The organism is Streptomyces sp. NPDC050856, from assembly GCF_040653855.1.
Lineage (GTDB): Bacteria > Actinomycetota > Actinomycetes > Streptomycetales > Streptomycetaceae > Streptomyces.
The window spans coordinates 87999-106225 of record NZ_JBFAGV010000017.1 but is presented as its reverse complement, the minus strand read 5'-3'; the positions used below and the strand labels follow the sequence as shown (position 1 = coordinate 106225).

The window sequence follows — 18227 nt, the reverse complement described above, 5'->3', positions numbered from 1 at the left end:
GGATGAAGGGGCCCCGGGGCTGGACCTTCCGCGGCGTGTCCGTGGACGCCGCGCCGGGGTCGCTGGTCACCATCGAGGGACCCTCCGGCTCCGGCCGTACCTGCCTGCTCCTGGCCCTCTCCGGCCGGATGAAGGCGACCGAGGGGTACGCCGAGGTGGGCGGTCACCGGCTGCCGCGCGGCATGGCCGCCGTACGCCGGATCAGCGGGCTGGGCCCGGTACCCGGCGTCAACGAGCTGGACCCCGCGTTCACCGTCGCCGAGCACCTGCGGGAGCGGGCGCTGCTCCAGCGGCGCTTCGACGGTTCCCCGCTGGCCCTGCTGCGTCCGCGCGCCGAGCGCGCCGCCGCCTCACGGGCCCGGGTCGAGGCCGCGCTGGCCACCGTGGGCCTGGATCTCGCGACCCTGCCCAAGGGCGAGCGGACCTCCGTACGGGACCTGGAGCGGCTGGAGTCGCTGCGCCTGTCCGTCGCGCTGGCGCTGGTCGGCCGGCCCCGGCTGCTCGCCGTCGACGACATGGACATGAAGCTCTCCGACGCCGACCGCACCGCGGCCTGGGCACTGCTGCGGTCGATCGCCGCCGGCGGGACCACCGTGCTGGCCGTGTGCAGCGAGGGCCCGGGCAACACGACCGTCATCCGTACCAACGAGGAGGGGGCGGCCGATGCGCTCGCCGAAACTGGCCGCGCTTGAGCTGAGGCGGTTCGGCAGGGGAAAGCTGCCGCGCGCCGCGCTCGTCGCGATCCTGCTGCTGCCGCTGCTGTACGGCGCGCTCTACCTGTGGTCCTTCTGGGACCCGTACGGACGGCTGGAGAAGCTTCCGGTCGCGCTGGTCAACGAGGACCGGGGCGCCACGGCCGACGGCAGGAGGATCACCGCCGGCGACGACATCACGAAGAACCTGCGCGACAGCAAGATCTTCGAGTGGCACGAGGTGAGCGACGCCGAGGCCCGCCGGGGTGTCGAGGAGGGCACGTACTACCTCTCGCTGACCATGCCCGGGGACTTCAGCGAGCGCATAGCCTCCAGCTCCGGTGACACCCCGGAGACCGGCGCGCTGCGGGTGCGCACCAACGACGCCAACAACTACATCGTGGGGACGATCTCGCGGACGGTGTTCGCCGAGGTGCGGACCGCCGCCTCGACCAAGTCGTCCCGCTCCTTCCTGGACAAGATCTTCATCTCCTTCTCCGACATCCACGACGCCACGGAGAAGGCCGCCCAAGGGGCCGATGAGCTGAAGGACGGCGTGGGCCGGGCGAAGAAGGGCTCCAAGGACCTGGCGGACGGTCTCACCGACGCCAAGGAGGGCAGCGGCAAGCTGGCCGGCGGTCTGAGGAAGCTCGACAAGGGCGCCGCCGATCTGGAGACCGGCTCCCGGCAGGTCGCCAACGGCACCCAGCAGCTGGCCGACCGGGTCAACGGTGCGGTCGGCAAGGTACGCCCGTACCTCAGGGACAACGGCAAGAAGATCGGTGACGCCGCCCGGCTGGTCTCCGACAGCGCGCAGGGCGCGCGCAACAGCCTCAAGCTCATCGTGAAGCACGGGCCCGGCACCCGGGACAAGGCCCACAAGGCCGCCGACTTCCTGGCCGGCGAGTACCAGGAGCGCTGCGAGGACAACCCGCTGCCGGACCCCAAGCTCTGCCCCGGTCTGAAGCAGGCCAGTGTCACCTCCGCCGACGTGGCGCTCGTCGCCGACGACCTGCACAAACTGGCCGAGGACAGCAACGGTGACCTGAAGAAGCTGGACGAGCGGCTGGCCGACCTGAAGAAGCAGGCCGAGACCCTCGCCGAGCGGGCGCCCCGCCTGGACGAGGACGTGGACTACGCCGTCGCCAGGATCAACGAGCTCAACTCCGGCGCGCACAAGGTCGCCGACGGCGCGGACAGGCTGCACACCGGTCTGGGCACGGCCAGGGCCGGTTCCACGGACCTCGACACGGGCGTCGGCAAGCTCAAGAAGGGCGCCGGCGAGCTCGACGGCGGCCTGTTCAAGCTGGCCGACGGCTCCACGGAGCTGGCGTCGGGGCTCAACGAGGGGGTCGGCAGGATTCCCGACTACGACAAGCAGGACCGCGACCGCCGTACCGAGGTGATGGCCGATCCGGTCAAGCTCGCCTCCCAGTCACTGCACAAGGCACCCAACTACGGCACGGGTTTCGCCCCGTACTTCATCCCGCTCTCCCTCTGGGTGGGGGCCATGGTGGCGTACATGTTGATCCAGCCGCTCAACCGCCGGGCGCTCGCCGCCGGCGCGTCCGCCTGGCGGATCGCGCTGGCCGGCTGGCTGCCGGTGGCCGCCATCGGGCTCCTCCAGGTCGGCGCGCTGATGTCCGTCCTGCACTGGGCCCCGGGTCTGGGGCTGGAGATGGCGCGCCCGGCCGGAACGGTGGCCTTCCTCGCCCTGGTGACGTGCTGTTTCGCCGCGATCATCCAGTGGCTGAACGCCCGCTTCGGCGCGGCCGGCCGGATCCTGGTCCTGGCCCTGCTGATGCTCCAGCTGACCTCGGCCGGCGGCACGTACCCCGTCCAGACCAGCCCGGGCTTCTTCAACGCCATCCACCCCTTCCTGCCCATGAGCTACGTCGTGGAGGCGCTGCGCCGCCTCATCACCGGCGGCGGGCTGGGGCCGGTGTGGCAGGCCTGCGCGGTGCTGGCCGCCTTCACGGCGGGCGCGCTGGCGCTGACGGCCGTCTCCGCGCGCCGCAAGCAGGTGTGGACGCTGGATCGCCTGCACCCGGAGCTGAGCCTGTGAGAATCGACGCCATGGACACCCAGAGCAGCAGACGGCGGGCCACCCGCGCCAAGCTGTACGAGGCCGCCGTGACCCTCATCGCCGAGCAGGGCTTCTCGGCGACGACGGTGGACGAGATCGCCGAGCGCGCGGGGGTGGCCAAGGGCACCGTGTACTACAACTTCAAGAGCAAGACCGAGCTCTTCGAGGAGTTGCTGCGGCACGGGGTCGGACTGCTCACCGCCTCCCTGCGCGACGCCGCCGACGAGACCGAGCGGCGGGGCGGGACCAGGGTCGAGGCGCTGGACGCGATGATCAGGGCGGGTCTGCTCTTCATCGACCGCTACCCGGCCTTCACCCAGCTCTACGTGGCCGAGCTCTGGCGCACCAACCGGGCCTGGCAGTCCACTCTCCTGGTGGTGCGCCAGGAGGCGGTCGCCGTCGTGGAGACGGTGCTGCGGGAGGCCGTGGCGAGCGGGGAGCTGAGCGAGGAGATCGACATTCCGCTGTCCGCCGCCGCACTGGTCGGAATGGTGCTGGTGGCGGCGCTGGACTGGCAGGCGTTCCAGCGGGAGCGGTCCATCGACGACGTGCACGCGGCGCTGTCCCGGCTGCTGCACGGGCGGGTGGGCGGACGCTACTGACGGTTCCACCGCCGGGGGGAAGAACCCGGCACGGGCGGCCGGGCCGCCCGGAGCGCCACGAGAAATGCCGGTCCGGCGAGGCTCGATCCCCCCGAGCCTCGTCGGACCGGCGTGCTTCCCCCCGTCCCCGTTCGGCAAGTGCGCGGTGCCGTTCCGCCGCCCCGTGCCGGCGGTGCCGGCGCCGCGCCCTTTCCGTGGTCCCCACTCTTCCGTCCCGGCGGGTGGAAACCCATCCGCACACCTACTCATCCTGGCCACTGAGTACGCATACTCAGGCCTCCGCACCGGTGCCCACGCGCTCGTGCCGGCGGCCCGCCACCGGGCGGCGGCGGGCGGCGGCGGGCAGGGAGGAGGACCGCCCCGCCGAGCTGTCGGCGGAACTGGATAAGGTCGCTGACATGGCACGGATTGCGGTGATCGGCGCCGGGATGGGCGCCATGGCGGCGGCTGCCCGGCTGGCGGTGGCGGGCCACCGGGTGACGGTGTACGAGCGCGCGGCGACGTACGGCGGCGCGCTCGGCCGGTTCGAGCGCGACGGTTTCTCCTTCGACACCGGCCCGGGGCTGCTGCACCTGCCGGCGGTCTACCGGGACCTGTTCGTCAAGACCGGCAGGGAGCCGCTGGAGCGGTGCGTCGAGCTGAGCCAGGTGGACCCGGCCAGCCGGCACGTCTTCGCCGACGGGACGGCCGTGTCCCTGCCGAACGCCTCCCGGGCGGGTGTCGTCGCCGCGCTGGACGGGGCGATCGGCGCGGGCGCCGGTGAGCGGTGGGGCGACTTCCTGGGCCGCGCCCGCGACGCGTGGGACCGCTCGCGCCGGCCACTGCTGGAGGAGCCGCTGCGGCCGGACTGGCGGGTGCTCCGCCGCGATCCCTATCCGGCGGTCAAGCAGCGGCGGATGCTGCGCACCCGCCGGGCAGGCACGGTGTCCGAGATCGGCGCGTGGGAGCTGGGCGACCCCCGGCTGGCCGCCCTGCTGGAGTGGTACGCGCTGTCCTACGGCCTGGATCCGCGGCACGCCCCGGCCGCCGCCGCGCTGCTGCCGTACATGGAGCAGACCTTCGGCAGCTGGTACGTGGCGGGCGGGATGCGGGCCCTGGCCCGGGCCGTCCACGAACGGTGCGTGTCCCGGAGGGTGGAGTTCGTCTTCGGTGCCGAAGTGGTGCGGATCCTCGACGAGGGCGGGCGCGCGGCCGGGGTCGAGCTCGCCGACGGCACGGTGGCCGAGGCGGACCATGTGGTGGCGGGTGCCGCCCCGGAGGGCCTGACCGGGCACGCCCTGCGGGGTGAGGGGGACGTGGCAGCGCAGACGGGTGCGCGGTCGGGTCGCTTCACCGTGCTGCTGGCGCTGCGCGGGGCGCGCCCCGGGGACGCCGCCCACCGCACGGTGGTCCACGCCCCCGACGCCCGGGCCGAGGCGGCGGCCGTGTTCGCCGGCCGCGCCGCCGGGCGGCCCACGGTCACCGTGCTGCGGCCGGACGACCCGGCGACCCGTCCGGACCCCGGGCACGAGGCGGTGACCCTCACCGCGACGGTGGCTGCGACCGGCGACGGGACGACCGGCTGGACGGACGGGCGGCTGCGCGAGCGGTACGCGGACGTGCTGGTCGACGTGGCGCGCGCGGCCGTGCCGGACCTGGAGGAGCGGCTGCTGTGGCGGGAGGTGCGCACGCCCGCCGAGAGCGGCGCGGTGGCCGCCCCGTCACTGGCGGGGGCCGGCGGGCGGTACCTGCACCCGGCCAACACCACCCGGCTGCCGGGGCTGTACGCCGTGGGCGGCTGGGCGCATCCGGGAGGGGGACCGGCGCACGCCGGGATGTCCGGGGCCCTGGTCGCCGGGCTGATCGTGGAGGGCCCGGACTTCCGCGGCTCCCAGTAGCCCGCGCGCCGGGACGGCTCCACCGGCGGGACGGCCCTGCGGACGCGAGGGCTTCGCCGGCGGGGCGTCAGTGGCGGTACTGGTCGCCCGGCCCCGGGTCGTAGCCGTACGGCGCCGGGGGTTCCTGGGGCGGCGGGGGCACCTGCTGCTCGCTGTCGCGCTGCTGCGGCACCCACAGCCCGCCGGGGGGCGTGTCCGTGCCGTACTGGGGGGCGTAGGGGTCGGCGTACGGCTGCCGGCCCTCGTACCCGCCGTAGCCCTGCGGGCCGGGACTGGTCCCGATGTAAGGGTCGGAGTACGCGGCGTACTGCGGGGCCCCGGTGCCGTAGTCGTAGGGGGCGGAGTGGGCGTCCGGCACGTCCCCGCCGGCCGGGGCGTAGCCGCCGAACGTGGTGTCGTAGTTACCGCCGTCGTAGGGGCCGGCGGTGTCGTACGGGGCGCTGTGCCGCTCGGCCCCGCCGTCCCGCTCCGGGGCCGGGAAGCCGGCGGTGGCGGGGTTGTAAACGCCGTACTGCCCGGTCTCGTCGGGCAGCGGCTGCGGTTCGTAGACCGCCGTGACGTCGTCGGCCGGCCGCTCGGGCGAGGACGTGTCACGTCCGGGGCCGGTGTCGCCGTCCTCCATTCCGGAGACCTCCAGCACCGGACCGGGGCCGCCGGCCGGCGGCTTCGCCCCGGACCTGCGGCGGCGGCTGGCCCCTGGCCTGCCGCCGATCGCCCAGCCGGTCGAGAAGCCGCGCCGGAAGGAGAGGGTGACGTAGGTCTGGCCGACCGCGAAGGCCAGCGCGCCCACGATGATCACCAGCACGGAGGGCAGCAGCACGCCGACCACCACGCCCAGGAAGCCCGTGAAGGCCAGCACCCGCCACCGCAGCCGCGCCTTGTACTGCAGCAGCACCTCGCCCAGCAGCCACAGCGCGACGACACCGAACGCGATGTAGAGGACCGTCCAGCCCATGCCCGCCCCTCTCCTACGGCCGCCGCCCCGGGGTTGTGGCGGGTGGGCCGGTCAGGACTGCGCGTGCAGTCCGAGATTCTCGTAGATCTCGAGCGTCGCCGTGGAGTTGTTCAGCGTGATGAAGTGCAGGCCGGGGACACCCTCGGACAGCAGCCGCGCGCAGAACTCCGTCGCGTACTCGATGCCAATGGAGCGTACAGCGGCCGGATCGTCCTGGACCGCGAGGATCCGCTCTTTCAGCCCGGGCGGGAAGTGGGCGTTGCTGAGCTCGGCGAACCGTTCGATCTGCCGGACGCTGGTGACCGGCATGACCTCGGGAATGATCGGCGTCTCGCAGCCTTCGGCCGCCACCCGGTCCCGCAGCCGCAGGTAGTCCTCGGGGAAGAAGAACATCTGGGTGATCGCGTAGTCCGCGCCGGCGCGGCACTTGTCGACGAAGTGCCGGACGTCGGTGTCCCAGTCGGTGGAGCGCGGGTGCATCTCCGGGAAGGCGGCGACGCCGACGCAGAAGTCACCCGACTCCTTGATGAGCCGGACCAGGTCGGCGGCGTACCGGACGCCCTGAGGGTGCGGGACCCACTCGCCCATCGGGTCGCCGGGCGGGTCGCCGCGCACCGCGAGGATGTTCCTGATGTCGGCGTCGGCGTACTGGCCGATCATGTTGCGCAGTTCGGCGACGGTGTGGTTGACCGCGGTCAGGTGCGCCACCGGGGTGAGCGTGGTGTCGGCCGCGATCTGCTGGGTGGCCTTGACCGTGCCGGCGCGCGTGGAGCCGCCCGCTCCGTACGTGACGGACACGAAGCTGGGAGCCACCGCCTCGACCCGGCGCAGCGCGTTCCAGAGGTTGCGCTCGCCCTTCTCGGTCTTGGGCGCCCAGAACTCGAACGAGTACGACGTCCTGCCGGTCGCGAGCAGCTCGCGCACGGTGAGCGCGCGGTCCGTTCTGGTGGAAGCTGTGCCAAGGGCCATACCCGCAGGTTAGCCACGCCGGGGCGGTCACCCAACCGGAGCAGGGCGATTCGCTCGCTTTTGTCGGCTTGTTGTCCACCCCTCGGACAGTCGTGGACAGTACGGGCGCGCGCGGTCCCTCACGGACGCTCGCGGACGCGCCGGCTCAGCTCCGCCGTGGCGGCGGCCGGGTCGTCGGCCTCCGTGATCGCCCGGACGACGACGACCCGGCGGGCGCCGGCGTCCAGCACCTCGTCGAGGTTGCCGGCGTCGATACCGCCGATCGCGAACCAGGGCCGGTCCTGGGCCAGGGACGCGGCGTACCGGACCAGGCCGAGGCCGGGGGCGTACCGCCCCGGCTTGGTGGGCGTGGGCCAGCAGGGCCCGGTGCAGAAGTAGTCGACGCACGGCTCGGCGACCGCCGCGTCCACCTCCGCCTCGGCGTGCGTGGAGCGGCCCACCAGCACCTGGTCACCGAGGATCGCGCGGGCGGCCGGCACCGGCAGGTCCCCCTGGCCGAGGTGCAGCACGTCCGAGCCGATGGCGTGCGCCACGTCGGCCCGGTCGTTGACGGCGAGCAGCTTGCCGTGGCGGCGGCAGGCGTCCGCGAACACCGCGAGGTGCTCCAGCTCCTCGCCCGCCTCCATGCCCTTGTCGCGGAGCTGCACGATGTCCACGCCGGAAGCGAGAACGGCGTCGAGGAACCCGGGCAGGTCCCCCTGCCGCTTGCGGGCGTCCGTGCACAGGTAGAGCCGGGCGTCGGACAGGAGCGGATGTGCGGTGGACATGAGGTGTTCCCCCCGTGGTGCGGCGGCGCGCGGACCGGCCGGGCGGGCGCACCCGCCCCCGGCCCGCGCACCGCCTGGTGTCGGTGTTCCGCCGCACACCGCGGCGGTCGGCGTCCTGCCGCACACCGCGTGGTGGTCGGCGGTCTTCAGTGCGTCGGCGCGCCCGGGCGCCGGGGCCTCAGACGGCGAGCGCCTGGGCGCGGCGCTTCACCTCCGTGCCGCGGTTCTCGCTGAGCGCCTGCACGGGCGTGCCCGGCAGGGTCGGGTCGGGAGTGAAGAGCCACTCCAGCATCTCTTCGTCGGTGAAGCCGTCGTCCCTCAGGAGCGTCAGGGTCCCGGCCAGGCCCTTGACGACCTTGCCGTCCCCGATGAAGGCGGCGGGCACCTGGAGCGTCCTGTTCTCGCCGCGGCGCACGGCGATCAGCTGGCCCTCCTTGACCAGCTGCCGCACACGCGTCACCTCGATACCGAGCATCTCGGCGATGTCGGGGAGGTGCAGCCAGGCGGGGACGAGAGCATCGATCTTTGCGTCAATCTCGGTCACGGGACAAGCGTGCCATCCCGCGCTGACAGCCGGTAGCCGGGCTAGGCCGGCACGGCGCCTTTCAGCGGTACGGCGGGGTCGGCGACGCGCTCCGGGTCCAGCGGCGTGCCCGCCTCGATGAGCTTGCGCCCCTGCGCGAGGTCGCGCGGGCGGCCCACCGCGAGCAGCGCCACCAGGGCGCCCTCGCGCAGCCACGCCACCGACCAGGCGGCCCCGGCCGGGTCGCCGCGCCGGACCAGGGTGTCGGCCGCGGCGTGGTGCCCCGCGTACTGGACGAACCGGCCGAACTGCTCGGACCAGAAGTACGGCACCGGGTCATAGGGCCTCGGGGCCCCGCCCGCGATGCCTGCGGCGACCGTGCGCGGGCCCTGCAGGGCGTTGTCCCAGTGGTGCACCAGCAGCCGCTCGCCGTACCGGGCGGAGGGGAAGGAGGCGCAGTCGCCGACGGCGTACACATCGGGGACCGAGGTGCGCAGGTGCTCGTCGGCGGTGACCGCGCCGTCCGAGCCCAGCTCGATGCCGGACCCCGCCAGCCAGTCGGTGGCGGGCCTGGCTCCGATGCCGACGACCACCGCGTCGGCGGGCAGCAGCCGGCCGTCCTCCAGGGCGACCTCGCCCGGTTCGAGGTGGCCCACCCGCGCGCGGGTGAGGAGCTGGGCACCGCTCTCCTGGTACCACTCGGCCATCGGGGCGGCGACCTCGGCGGGCAGGGCACCGGCCAGCGGCAGGTCGGCGGCCTCCACCACGGTCACCGCGCACCCCGCCTCCCGGGCGGCGGTGGTGAACTCGGCGCCGATCCAGCCGGCGCCGACCACCACGATGTCGTGCCGCTCCGCCAGGACCGGCCGGAGCCGCTCGGCGTCGTCCAGGGTGCGCAGCAGGTGGACCCCGGGCACGCCGTCGGAGCCGGGCAGCGCGACGGGCCGGGCGCCGGTGGCGACGACCAGGACGTCGTAGGGGACGGGCCCGTCCCCGGTGTCCACCTCGTGCTCCTCGGCGCGTACGCCGGTGACCTCGACCCCGAGGCGCAGCTCGACGTCGAGCGACTCGAAGTCGATGTCGAAGGCCGAGCCCTCGGCCGTACCCAGCAGGACCGCCTTGGACAGCGGTGGCCGGTCGTAGGGCTGGTGCGGCTCCGCGCCGATCAGGAGCACCGGGCCGGTGAAGCCCTGTTCCCGGAGGGCCACGGCGGTCTGCACGCCCGCCATGCCCGCCCCGGCGATGACGACGCGCCGCTGCTGCTGGTTCCGCTCCTCGCTCACCCGGCCACCTTACGCAGGTGACGCGATGTCAGGAAGCCGATCGTCCGCCGCGCGCCCCACCCGTGAAGCCTCCCTTACCGCGTGGTGGGGGGTCGGTTAGTCTGGCCACCGCAGAGCACTCGCGGGAGCCCGGACGCACCGGGCTGAGAGGGAGGCTGGCCGGCCTCCGACCGTACGAACCTGATCCGGGTCATGCCGGCGAAGGGAGGGGCTGGACGCCCATGCATCCACGTACAGGATCGGATGTCCTCGTCATCGGGGGCGGGATCATCGGCCTGGTGACGGCCTGGCGGGCGGCGCAGCGCGGGCTGCGGGTCGCCGTCGCCGACCCCGAGCCGGGCGGCGGGGCCGCGCGGGTGGCGGCCGGCATGCTCGCCGCGGTCACCGAGCTCCACTACGGCGAGCAGACGCTGCTCGGGCTCAACCTGTCCTCCGCCCGCCGCTACCCGGACTTCGCCGCCGGGCTCCGGGAGGCCACCGGGCTGGACGTCGGCTACCGGGCGTGCGGCACGCTCGCCGTCGCCCTGGACGCCGACGACCGCGCCCACCTGCGGGAACTCCACGCCCTGCAACAGCGCTCAGGGCTGGACTCACAGTGGCTGACCGGCCGCGAGTGCCGGCGGCTGGAACCCATGCTGGCGCCCGGGGTGCGCGGCGGGCTGCGGGTGGACGGCGATCACCAGGTGGACCCCAGGCGGCTGGCGGCGGCCCTGGTCACGGCCTGTGAGCGGGCCGGTGTGGTCTTCCGGCGCGCCTGGGCGGACCGGCTGTCGGTGGTACGGGACCGGGCCGCGGGGGCGGTGCTCGCGGACGGCACGGCGCTCCACGCCGACCAGGTGGTGCTCGCCGCGGGCAGCCTGAGCGGTCGGCTCGGCGGCGTCCCGGACGGCGCGCTGCCGCCGGTGCGGCCCGTCAAGGGGCAGGTGCTGCGGCTGACGGTGCCGCGCCTCCGCGCGCCCTTCCTGAGCCGTACCGTCCGGGCCGTCGTCCGGGGCAGCCACGTCTACCTGGTGCCGCGTGAGAACGGCGAGCTGGTCGTGGGCGCCACCAGCGAGGAGCTGGGCTGGGACACCACGGTCACCGCCGGCGGGGTGTACGAGCTGCTGCGCGACGCCCATGAGCTGGTGCCCGGCATCACCGAGCTGCCGCTGACCGAGACCCGCGCGGGGCTGCGGCCCGGGTCGCCCGACAACGCGCCGCTGCTGGGGCCGTCCGCGCTGCCCGGGCTGCACCTGGCGACCGGCCATTACCGCAACGGGGTGCTCCTGACGCCCGTCACCGGTGACGTCATGGCCGAACTGCTGGTCACCGGCGAGCTGCCGGAGGAGGCCCGGGCGTTCAGCCCGGCCCGCTTCACCTCCGCCGCCGTCCCTTCCCCCGCCTCCTCCCCCGTTTCTCCCGCTTCCTCTCCCGCAGGAGTGTCATGAACGTCTCCGTGAACGGCGAGACGCGGCAGCTCGCCGCGCCCGTCACCCTGGACGCCCTGGTCGCCACCCTCACCGCCGCGCCGTCCGGTGTCGCCGCCGCCGTCAACGAGACGGTGGTCCCGCGCGGCCAGTGGGCCGGGACGCTGCTCGGTGACGGCGACCGGGTCGAGGTGCTCACCGCGGTCCAGGGGGGCTGAGCCGTGGCCGACGACCGTCTCACCATCGCCGGGACCACCTTCGACTCCCGGCTGATCATGGGTACGGGCGGAGCTCCCAGCCTCGACGTGCTGGAACGCTCGCTCGTCGCCAGCGGCACCGAGCTGACGACCGTGGCGATGCGCCGCCTCGACCCGACCGTCCAAGGCTCGGTGCTGTCCGTGCTGGACCGGCTGGGCGTCCGCGTGCTGCCGAACACGGCCGGCTGCTTCACCGCGGGCGAGGCGGTGCTGACCGCCCGCCTGGCGCGGGAGGCACTGGGTACGGACTGGATCAAGCTGGAGGTCGTCGCCGACGAGCGCACGCTCCTGCCGGACCCGGTCGAACTGCTCGACGCGGCCGAGACCCTGGTCGACGACGGCTTCACCGTGCTGCCGTACACCAACGACGACCCGGTCCTGGCACGGAAGCTGGAGGACGCCGGGTGCGCGGCGGTCATGCCGCTGGGCTCGCCGATCGGGTCCGGACTGGGCATCCGCAACCCGCACAACTTCCAGCTGATCGTGGAGCGGGCGAGCGTGCCGGTGATCCTGGACGCGGGCGCCGGGACGGCGTCCGACGCGGCGCTGGCCATGGAGCTGGGGTGCGCGGCGGTGATGCTGGCCTCGGCGGTCACCCGGGCGCAGGAGCCGGTGCTGATGGCTGAGGCGATGCGGCACGCGGTCGAGGCCGGCCGGCTGGCCCGCCGGGCGGGCCGCATCCCGCGCCGGCACTTCGCCGAGGCGTCGTCCCCGGTGGAGGGACGGGCGGTGCTGGACCCGGAGCGGCCGGCGTTCTGACCGGCGCCCCGGGCCGGGCCGCCGACCGGCCCAGGCCCGGCCCCGGGACCGGGTGTCACAGGTGTGCTGCGGTCCGGAGCCGTGTCAGGTACGCGGCGACAGGGGTGCCGGTGGGGGCTCGTAGACTCGGCCGGGTGGATACGACCCTGCACGACCCGCTGGTCGGCCAGTCGCTCGACGGCCGCTACCGGGTCGACGCGCGCATCGCCGTCGGTGGCATGGCCACGGTCTACCGGGCCCTCGACACCCGGCTGGACCGGGAACTCGCGCTGAAGGTGATGCACCCGGCCCTGGCGGCCGACGCGACGTTCGTGGAGCGGTTCATCCGCGAGGCCAAGTCCGTCGCGCGGCTCTCGCACCCCAACGTGGTCGGCGTCTTCGACCAGGGCACGGACGGGCCGTACGTGTACCTCGCCATGGAGTACGTGGCGGGCTGCACGCTCCGTGACGTGCTGCGCGAGCGCGGCGCGCTCCAGCCGCGCGCCGCGCTGGACATCCTGGAGCCGGTGCTCGCCGCCCTGGGGGCCGCTCACCGGGCCGGGTTCGTGCACCGGGACATGAAGCCGGAGAACGTCCTGATAGGCGACGACGGCTGGGTCAAGGTCGCCGACTTCGGGCTGGTCCGGGCCGTGGGCACGGCCACCAACACGACCGGCTCGGTGCTGGGCACGGTGTCCTACCTGGCGCCCGAGCAGATCGAGCACGGCACCGCCGACACCCGCGCGGACGTGTACGCCTGCGGCGTCGTGCTGTACGAGATGCTCACCGGCGCCAAGCCGCACGCCGGCGACACGCCCGCCCAGGTCCTCTACCAGCACCTCAACGCGGACGTGCCCGCCCCGTCCGCCGCCGCCCCCGGCCTGGCGCCCGAGCTGGACGACCTGGTGGCGAGCGCCACCGCCCGCGACCCCGAGCTGCGCCCGCACGACGCGGTGACCCTCCTCGCGCAGGCCCGTGAGACCCGTGCGGTCCTGGGCGACGAACAGCTGGACCAGGTCCCGCCGCGGGCGCGCGCCGAGCGGCCCGGTGCCGGCCCCGAGGACGTCACCAGTGTCCTCGCGCGGCCCGTGGCCGCGGAGCGCGAGCCGGTCCAGCACACCAGCAGGCTCCCGCTGCCGCCGCCGGGGCCGAGGCCGGATGCCGGTCCGGGGCCGGCCGCTGCCCCCGTCCCGGCGGACCGCCTCCCGCGCCCCGCCCGCCGGCGCGGCCCGCTCGCCGTCCTGGTGGCGGCGCTGCTCGTCCTCGGGCTCGGCGGAGGCGTCTGGTACATCAACTCGGGCCAGTTCACCCGCGTCCCGGCCGTCCTCGGCCAGAGCCAGGAGCAGGCCGAGAAGCGGCTCACCGACGCCGGGCTGGACGTCAGGGGCACCGAGCACGAGTACAGCGGCGCCTACCGGCGCGGCACCGTCATGGCCACCGACCCCGAGCCCGGCGAGCGGATCCGGGGCAACGGCTCGGTGACCCTCACCATCTCCCGGGGCCCGAGGACCGTGAAGGTCCCGGACCTCAAGGGCACCCCGCTCGCCGAGGCCAGGCGCGAACTGACCGGGGCCGGTCTGGCACCCGGCATGATCACCCGGGCGTTCAGCCAGGACGTCGAGCGGGGCGCGGTGATCAGCACGGACCCCGGGCCCGGCACCGAGCGCAGCCCGGAGTCCGCGGTCGCCCTGGTCGTCAGCAAGGGCGCCCCGGTGGACGTCCCGGACGTCACCGGCGCCCGGGTCGGGGACGCCACCCGTACCCTGGAGGGCGCCGGGCTCGCCGTGCGGGTGGCCGCCGAGCGGGTCCACTCCCCCAAGGACGCGGGAACGGTCGTGCTCCAGTCCCCCGCCGGCGGACAGGTCGCGAAGGGCGACACGATCACCCTGACCGTCTCCAAGGGCCCCCGTACGGCCGTCGTCCCCGACGTCACCGGCAAGAAGGCCGACGAGGCCGAGCGCGCCCTGAGGGCGGCGGGCTTCGAGGTGAGGACCCAGAAGACCTTCCCCTTCCTCGGTGACACCGTCGCCGGCCAGTCGGTGGCGGGCGGCGAACGGGCCCCCGAGGGCAGCACCATCACCATCAAGATCAAGGGACTGTAGACACCTCATGCGCAACCCTGTCGGCGGCCATGTCCCCGTGGCCGGCGGCCTCGCCACGACCGGTCTCACCTACGCCCGTGAGATAGGCGCCGAGACCGTCCAGGTCTTCGTCGCCAACCCGCGCGGCTGGGCCACGCCCACCGGGAATCCCGCCCAGGACGAGCGGTTCCGGGCCGAGTGCGCCACCGAGGGCATCGCCGCGTACGTCCACGCCCCGTACCTGATCAACTTCGGCTCCCACACCGAGGCGACCGCCGAGAGGTCCGTGGACTCGCTGCGCCACTCACTGCGCCGGGCCCGGGCCATCGGCGCGCTGGGCGTGGTGGTGCACACCGGATCGGCGACCGGCGGCCGGCCCCGCGCGGAGGCCCTGGCGCAGGTACGGGCGCGGCTGCTGCCGCTGCTGGACGAGCTGACGCACGACGACGACCCGTTCCTGCTGCTGGAGTCGACGGCCGGCCAGGGCTCCTCGCTCTGCTCCCGGACCTGGGACTTCGGCCCGTACTTCGAGGCCCTCGACGCCCACCCCAGGCTCGGCGTGTGCCTGGACACCTGCCATGTCTTCGCGGCCGGGCACGACCTGACCGGGGAGCACGGCATGCGCCGGACGCTGGACTCGCTCGTGGAAACGGTCGGCGAGGGGCGGCTGAAGCTGATCCACGCCAACGACTCCAAGGACGTGGCGGGCGCGCACAAGGACCGGCACGCCAACATCGGCGCCGGTCACATCGGCGAGGAACCGTTCCGGGAGCTGATGCGCCACCCGGCGACCGAGGGCGTGCCCCTGGTCATCGAGACGCCGGGCGGCAAGGAGGGTCACGCGGGGGACGTGGAGCGGCTGAAGAAGCTGCGCGAGCCAGGTCAGAGCTCCGGGCCGTCGCCCGGCTCCTCCTGATAGGAATAGCGCTGCTCGCGCCAGGGGTCACCGAGGTTGTGGTAGCCCCGCTCCTCCCAGAACCCGCGGCGGTCGGCGGTCATGTACTCCACGCCCCGCACCCATTTGGGCCCCTTCCAGGCGTACAGGTGGGGTACGACCAGCCGCACCGGGAAGCCGTGCTCGGCGGTGAGCAGTTCCCCGTCCTTGTGCGTGGCGAAGATCGTCCGGTCCGAGGCGAAGTCGGAGAGCCGCAGGTTGGCGCTGAAGCCGTACTCGGCCCACACCATCACATGGCTGACACCGGCCGCCGGGGGCGCCAGTTCCAGGATCGTCCGGGCCGGGACACCGCCCCATTCGGCGCCCACCATGCTGAACTTCGTGACGCAGTGCAGATCGGCCACCACCGTGGCGAACGGCAGCGCCGAGAACTGCTCGTGGTTCCAGGACGGCTTGCCGCCGTCCGCCGTGGCGCCGAAGACGCGGAACTCCCAGCGGTCCGCCTTGAACTTCGGAACGGGCCCGTAGTGGGTGACCGGCCAGCCGCGCTGGAGTCGCTGTCCCGGCGGAAGCTCGGTCTCCCCCGCCGCCCGGTGTTCCTCGCTCTCCGGCTGACCCATGACTCAATGGTGACAGACCGGGAAGGGTGATGATGACGGGGGGCATTGCCAATCCGGGGCAATTCCTACTAAGCATGCACTTACTGGACGACTCTCCCCCCTGGTGCGAGGATGCGCGCATTCCTCCCTTCTCACACGCGCGGAAGGAGCCTCTGCGATGCAGGGCGACCCCGAGGTCATCGAGTTCCTCAACGAGCAGCTGACCGCCGAATTGACCGCGATCAACCAGTACTTCCTGCACGCGAAGATGCAGGAGAACTTCGGGTGGACGAAGCTGGCGAAGTACACCCGTGCGGAGTCCTTCGACGAGATGAAGCACGCCGAGGTGCTGACCGACCGGATCCTCTTCCTGGACGGCCTGCCGAACTACCAGCGGCTCTTCCACGTCCGGATCGGCCAGACGGTCACCGAGATGTTCCAGGCGGACCGGCAGGTGGAGGTCGAGGCGATCGACCGGCTCAAGCGCGGCATCGACGTGATGCGCAGCAAGGGCGACATCACGTCCGCGAACATCTTCGAGTCGATCCTGGCGGACGAGGAGCACCACATCGACTACCTCGACACCCAGCTGGAGCTGGTCGAGAAGCTCGGCGAGGCGCTCTACATCGCCCAGGTGATCGAGCAGCCGGAGGGCTGAACGAACCGGGCGCGGCGAGCCGTCCGCCCCTCCCCGGGCGGGCCGGCCGGGCCGTCAGGCCGCTTCGCTCAGTTCCGGGCGGACCTCCGCCATCAGGGCGGGTTCGCCCTGGTTCACCAGCTCGCGCCGCGGGCAGTCGCCCCGGCCGAGAATCGCCTGGATACGACGCACGCAGGAGCCGCAGTCCGTGCCGGCCTTGCAGGCCGACGCGATCTGGCGAGGCGTGCAGGCACCGGCGCCCGCGTGTTCCTTGATCTGCTTCTCGGTGACGCCGAAGCATGAGCAGACGTACACGCGGCTCACCTCCCTGCGGGATCGTTCGGCATCGTCGGCGACCCCTCCGGCTTGATCGGTGAGGCTAACCTAACCTTACCCGCGGCTCCCCGTGCGCGAAAGCCCGGTCGGGCCCCGGGAACGGCGATGGGGCGCGGATCACATGGATCCGCGCCCCATCGCCGCGTCAAGGCGGTTCTACGCCGAGATCACTGGGCTCGGTACATCTCCGCGACCAGGAAGGCCAGGTCGAGAGCCTGGCTGCGGTTCAGGCGCGGGTCGCAGGCCGTCTCGTACCGCTGGTGCAGGTCGTCCACGAAGATCTCGTCGCCGCCGCCCACACACTCGGTGACGTCGTCACCGGTCAGCTCCATGTGCAGGCCGCCCGGGTGCGTACCCAGCTCCTTGTGCACCTCGAAGAAGCCCTTGACCTCGTCCAGCACGTCGTCGAAGCGCCGCGTCTTGTGGCCGGAGGCCGCCTCGAAGGTGTTGCCGTGCATGGGGTCGGTCACCCACGCCACCGTCGCACCGGACGCGGTGACCTTCTCGACCAGCTCGGGAAGCTTGTCGCGGACCTTGTCGGCGCCCATGCGGACGATGAAGGTCAGCCGGCCCGGCTCCCGGTCGGGGTCGAGGCGGTCGACGTAGGTCAGCGCCTCGTCCACCGTGGTCGTCGGGCCGAGCTTGATGCCGATCGGGTTGCGGATCTTGGACGCGAACTCGATGTGGGCCCCGTCGAGCTGGCGGGTGCGCTCACCGATCCACACCATGTGGCCCGAGGTGTCGTACAGCTCCCCGGTCCGGGAGTCGATCCTGGTCAGCGCCGACTCGTAGTCGAGCAGCAGCGCCTCGTGCGAGGCGTAGAACTCGACCGTGCGGAACTCGGCCGGGTCGGTGCCGCACGCCTTCATGAAGTTCAGCGCGTCGTCGATCTCGCGGGCCAGCTGCTCGTAGCGCTGGCCGGACGGCGAGGACTTCACGAAGTCCTGGTTCCAGGCGTGCACCTGGCGCAGGTCGGCGTAGCCGCCGGTGGTGAAGGCGCGCACCAGGTTCAGCGTCGAGGCGGACGCCTGGTACATCCGCTTCAGCCGCTGCGGGTCCGGGATGCGGGCCTTCTCGGTGAAGTCGAACCCGTTGACGGAGTCGCCCCGGTAGGTCGGCAGCGTCACCCCGTCCCGGGTCTCGGTCGACTTGGAGCGCGGCTTGGAGTACTGGCCGGCGATCCGCCCCACCTTCACGACGGGGACGGAGGCCGCGTACGTCAGCACGGCGCCCATCTGGAGCAGCGTCTTGAGCTTCGCGCGGATGTGCTCGGCCGACACCGCGTCGAACGACTCGGCGCAGTCGCCGCCCTGGAGCAGGAACGCCTCGCCCCTCGCGACGGCTCCCATCCGGGCGCGCAGCTGATCGCACTCGCCCGCGAAGACGAGCGGCGGATACGACTCGAGGTCCGCGATCACATCGCGCAGAGCCTCGGCATCCGGGTACTCGGGCTGCTGCGCCGCGGGCAGGTCTCGCCAGGTCGCCTTGGCGGCGACGGCTTGGGAATCAGCGTTCACGGTCACG

At 73.4% G+C, this 18227-nt stretch carries 19 protein-coding genes and 1 riboswitch; of the genes, 10 read left to right on the top strand and 9 right to left on the bottom strand.

Features of this window, described 5'->3' with window-relative positions:
• Positions 1-2: 2 nt before the first annotated feature.
• From AB0H53_RS17700 to AB0H53_RS17690, 3 genes are read left to right on the top strand one after another with little or no spacing between them, the layout of a single operon-like run.
• Positions 3-692 carry an ATP-binding cassette domain-containing protein gene (locus AB0H53_RS17700; protein ID WP_362113549.1) on the top strand — a complete coding sequence of 230 codons (690 nt, stop codon included), beginning with the start codon at positions 3-5 and terminating at the stop codon, positions 690-692.
• A complete protein-coding gene (locus tag AB0H53_RS17695) occupies positions 664-2757 on the top strand; it encodes a YhgE/Pip domain-containing protein (RefSeq protein WP_362113471.1) in 2094 nt (697 codons plus the stop codon). Before AB0H53_RS17700 ends, AB0H53_RS17695 begins: the two co-directional genes overlap by 29 nt.
• Before the next feature lie 11 nt (positions 2758-2768).
• Positions 2769-3380 (top strand): TetR/AcrR family transcriptional regulator, encoded by a 612-nt coding sequence (locus AB0H53_RS17690; RefSeq protein ID WP_362113468.1) that lies wholly within the window; start codon positions 2769-2771, stop codon positions 3378-3380.
• Between the two features lie 271 nt (positions 3381-3651).
• Here the strand turns inward: AB0H53_RS17690 and AB0H53_RS17685 are convergent, their stop codons facing one another.
• Positions 3652-3780 carry a hypothetical protein gene (locus AB0H53_RS17685; RefSeq protein ID WP_362113465.1) on the bottom strand — a complete coding sequence of 43 codons (129 nt, stop codon included), beginning with the start codon at positions 3778-3780 and terminating at the stop codon, positions 3652-3654.
• A gap of 13 nt (positions 3781-3793) precedes the next feature.
• On the opposite strand from AB0H53_RS17685, the gene AB0H53_RS17680 reads away from it, so the two are divergent.
• Positions 3794-5257 carry an NAD(P)/FAD-dependent oxidoreductase gene (locus tag AB0H53_RS17680; protein ID WP_362113546.1) on the top strand — a complete coding sequence of 488 codons (1464 nt, stop codon included), beginning with the start codon at positions 3794-3796 and terminating at the stop codon, positions 5255-5257.
• Positions 5258-5324: 67 nt separating this feature from the next.
• Here the strand turns inward: AB0H53_RS17680 and AB0H53_RS17675 are convergent, their stop codons facing one another.
• The 5 genes from AB0H53_RS17675 to AB0H53_RS17655 all read right to left on the bottom strand — a co-directional run bounded on the left by AB0H53_RS17675 (position 5325) and on the right by AB0H53_RS17655 (position 9754).
• The gene (locus AB0H53_RS17675; RefSeq protein WP_362113462.1) at positions 5325-6212 is read right to left on the bottom strand and encodes a hypothetical protein; all 888 of its coding nucleotides are present in this window, start codon (positions 6210-6212) and stop codon (positions 5325-5327) included.
• Positions 6213-6263: 51 nt separating this feature from the next.
• The gene (gene metF, locus AB0H53_RS17670) at positions 6264-7181 is read right to left on the bottom strand and encodes a methylenetetrahydrofolate reductase [NAD(P)H] (protein ID WP_362113459.1); all 918 of its coding nucleotides are present in this window, start codon (positions 7179-7181) and stop codon (positions 6264-6266) included.
• Positions 7182-7300: 119 nt separating this feature from the next.
• A complete protein-coding gene (gene thiE, locus AB0H53_RS17665; RefSeq protein WP_362113456.1) occupies positions 7301-7948 on the bottom strand; it encodes a thiamine phosphate synthase in 648 nt (215 codons plus the stop codon).
• A 178-nt stretch (positions 7949-8126) separates the two neighbouring features.
• Entirely contained in the window at positions 8127-8492 is a 366-nt protein-coding gene (locus AB0H53_RS17660) for an Rv2175c family DNA-binding protein (protein WP_362113453.1), read from the bottom strand.
• Positions 8493-8533: 41 nt separating this feature from the next.
• Positions 8534-9754, bottom strand: coding sequence for an FAD-dependent oxidoreductase (locus AB0H53_RS17655; RefSeq protein ID WP_362113450.1), 1221 nt, complete (start codon positions 9752-9754; stop codon positions 8534-8536).
• A 111-nt stretch (positions 9755-9865) separates the two neighbouring features.
• Positions 9866-9978, top strand: a riboswitch (TPP riboswitch).
• On the opposite strand from AB0H53_RS17655, the gene thiO reads away from it, so the two are divergent.
• The 5 genes from thiO to AB0H53_RS17630 all read left to right on the top strand — a co-directional run bounded on the left by thiO (position 9976) and on the right by AB0H53_RS17630 (position 15152).
• Complete coding sequence (gene thiO / locus AB0H53_RS17650; RefSeq protein ID WP_362113447.1) at positions 9976-11181, top strand: glycine oxidase ThiO; 1206 nt, start codon at positions 9976-9978, stop codon at positions 11179-11181. Its footprint overlaps the riboswitch before it by 3 nt.
• Positions 11178-11378, top strand: a complete 201-nt coding sequence (gene thiS, locus AB0H53_RS17645; RefSeq protein ID WP_362113444.1) for a sulfur carrier protein ThiS — start codon at positions 11178-11180, stop codon at positions 11376-11378. Before thiO ends, thiS begins: the two co-directional genes overlap by 4 nt.
• Before the next feature lie 3 nt (positions 11379-11381).
• On the top strand, positions 11382-12176 hold the full coding sequence (locus AB0H53_RS17640) for a thiazole synthase (RefSeq protein WP_362113441.1): 795 nt from the start codon (positions 11382-11384) through the stop codon (positions 12174-12176).
• Between the two features lie 134 nt (positions 12177-12310).
• A complete protein-coding gene (pknB, locus tag AB0H53_RS17635) occupies positions 12311-14257 on the top strand; it encodes a Stk1 family PASTA domain-containing Ser/Thr kinase (RefSeq protein WP_362113438.1) in 1947 nt (648 codons plus the stop codon).
• Between the two features lie 7 nt (positions 14258-14264).
• Entirely contained in the window at positions 14265-15152 is an 888-nt protein-coding gene (locus AB0H53_RS17630) for a deoxyribonuclease IV (protein WP_362113435.1), read from the top strand.
• On the opposite strand, the gene AB0H53_RS17625 is transcribed toward AB0H53_RS17630, so the two are convergent.
• Positions 15119-15751: a sulfite oxidase-like oxidoreductase gene (locus tag AB0H53_RS17625; protein WP_362113432.1), complete on the bottom strand. Its 633-nt coding sequence runs from the start codon at positions 15749-15751 to the stop codon at positions 15119-15121. The two genes, AB0H53_RS17630 and AB0H53_RS17625, sit on opposite strands and share 34 nt — an antisense overlap.
• A 157-nt stretch (positions 15752-15908) precedes the next feature.
• Here AB0H53_RS17625 and bfr point away from each other — a divergent pair, with 157 nt between their 5' ends.
• Entirely contained in the window at positions 15909-16388 is a 480-nt protein-coding gene (gene bfr, locus AB0H53_RS17620) for a bacterioferritin (RefSeq protein ID WP_362113429.1), read from the top strand.
• A 54-nt stretch (positions 16389-16442) separates the two neighbouring features.
• Here the strand turns inward: bfr and AB0H53_RS17615 are convergent, their stop codons facing one another.
• Both AB0H53_RS17615 and AB0H53_RS17610 read right to left on the bottom strand, forming a co-directional pair.
• The gene (locus AB0H53_RS17615) at positions 16443-16691 is read right to left on the bottom strand and encodes a (2Fe-2S)-binding protein (protein WP_362113426.1); all 249 of its coding nucleotides are present in this window, start codon (positions 16689-16691) and stop codon (positions 16443-16445) included.
• A gap of 179 nt (positions 16692-16870) precedes the next feature.
• Complete coding sequence (locus tag AB0H53_RS17610; protein WP_362113423.1) at positions 16871-18226, bottom strand: class II 3-deoxy-7-phosphoheptulonate synthase; 1356 nt, start codon at positions 18224-18226, stop codon at positions 16871-16873.
• Between the last annotated feature and the right edge of the window lies 1 nt (position 18227).

Coding starts and splice junctions, on each gene's coding strand:
- AB0H53_RS17700 (WP_362113549.1), top strand. CDS start 3: ATGAAGGGGCCCCGGGGCTGGACCTTCCGCGGCGTGTCCGTGGACGCC.
- AB0H53_RS17695 (WP_362113471.1), top strand. CDS start 664: ATGCGCTCGCCGAAACTGGCCGCGCTTGAGCTGAGGCGGTTCGGCAGG.
- AB0H53_RS17690 (WP_362113468.1), top strand. CDS start 2,769: ATGGACACCCAGAGCAGCAGACGGCGGGCCACCCGCGCCAAGCTGTAC.
- AB0H53_RS17685 (WP_362113465.1), bottom strand. CDS start 3,780: ATGTCAGCGACCTTATCCAGTTCCGCCGACAGCTCGGCGGGGCGGTCC.
- AB0H53_RS17675 (WP_362113462.1), bottom strand. CDS start 6,212: ATGGGCTGGACGGTCCTCTACATCGCGTTCGGTGTCGTCGCGCTGTGG.
- metF (WP_362113459.1), bottom strand. CDS start 7,181: ATGGCCCTTGGCACAGCTTCCACCAGAACGGACCGCGCGCTCACCGTG.
- thiE (WP_362113456.1), bottom strand. CDS start 7,948: ATGTCCACCGCACATCCGCTCCTGTCCGACGCCCGGCTCTACCTGTGC.
- thiO (WP_362113447.1), top strand. CDS start 9,976: ATGCATCCACGTACAGGATCGGATGTCCTCGTCATCGGGGGCGGGATC.
- thiS (WP_362113444.1), top strand. CDS start 11,178: ATGAACGTCTCCGTGAACGGCGAGACGCGGCAGCTCGCCGCGCCCGTC.
- AB0H53_RS17630 (WP_362113435.1), top strand. CDS start 14,265: ATGCGCAACCCTGTCGGCGGCCATGTCCCCGTGGCCGGCGGCCTCGCC.
- AB0H53_RS17625 (WP_362113432.1), bottom strand. CDS start 15,751: ATGGGTCAGCCGGAGAGCGAGGAACACCGGGCGGCGGGGGAGACCGAG.
- bfr (WP_362113429.1), top strand. CDS start 15,909: ATGCAGGGCGACCCCGAGGTCATCGAGTTCCTCAACGAGCAGCTGACC.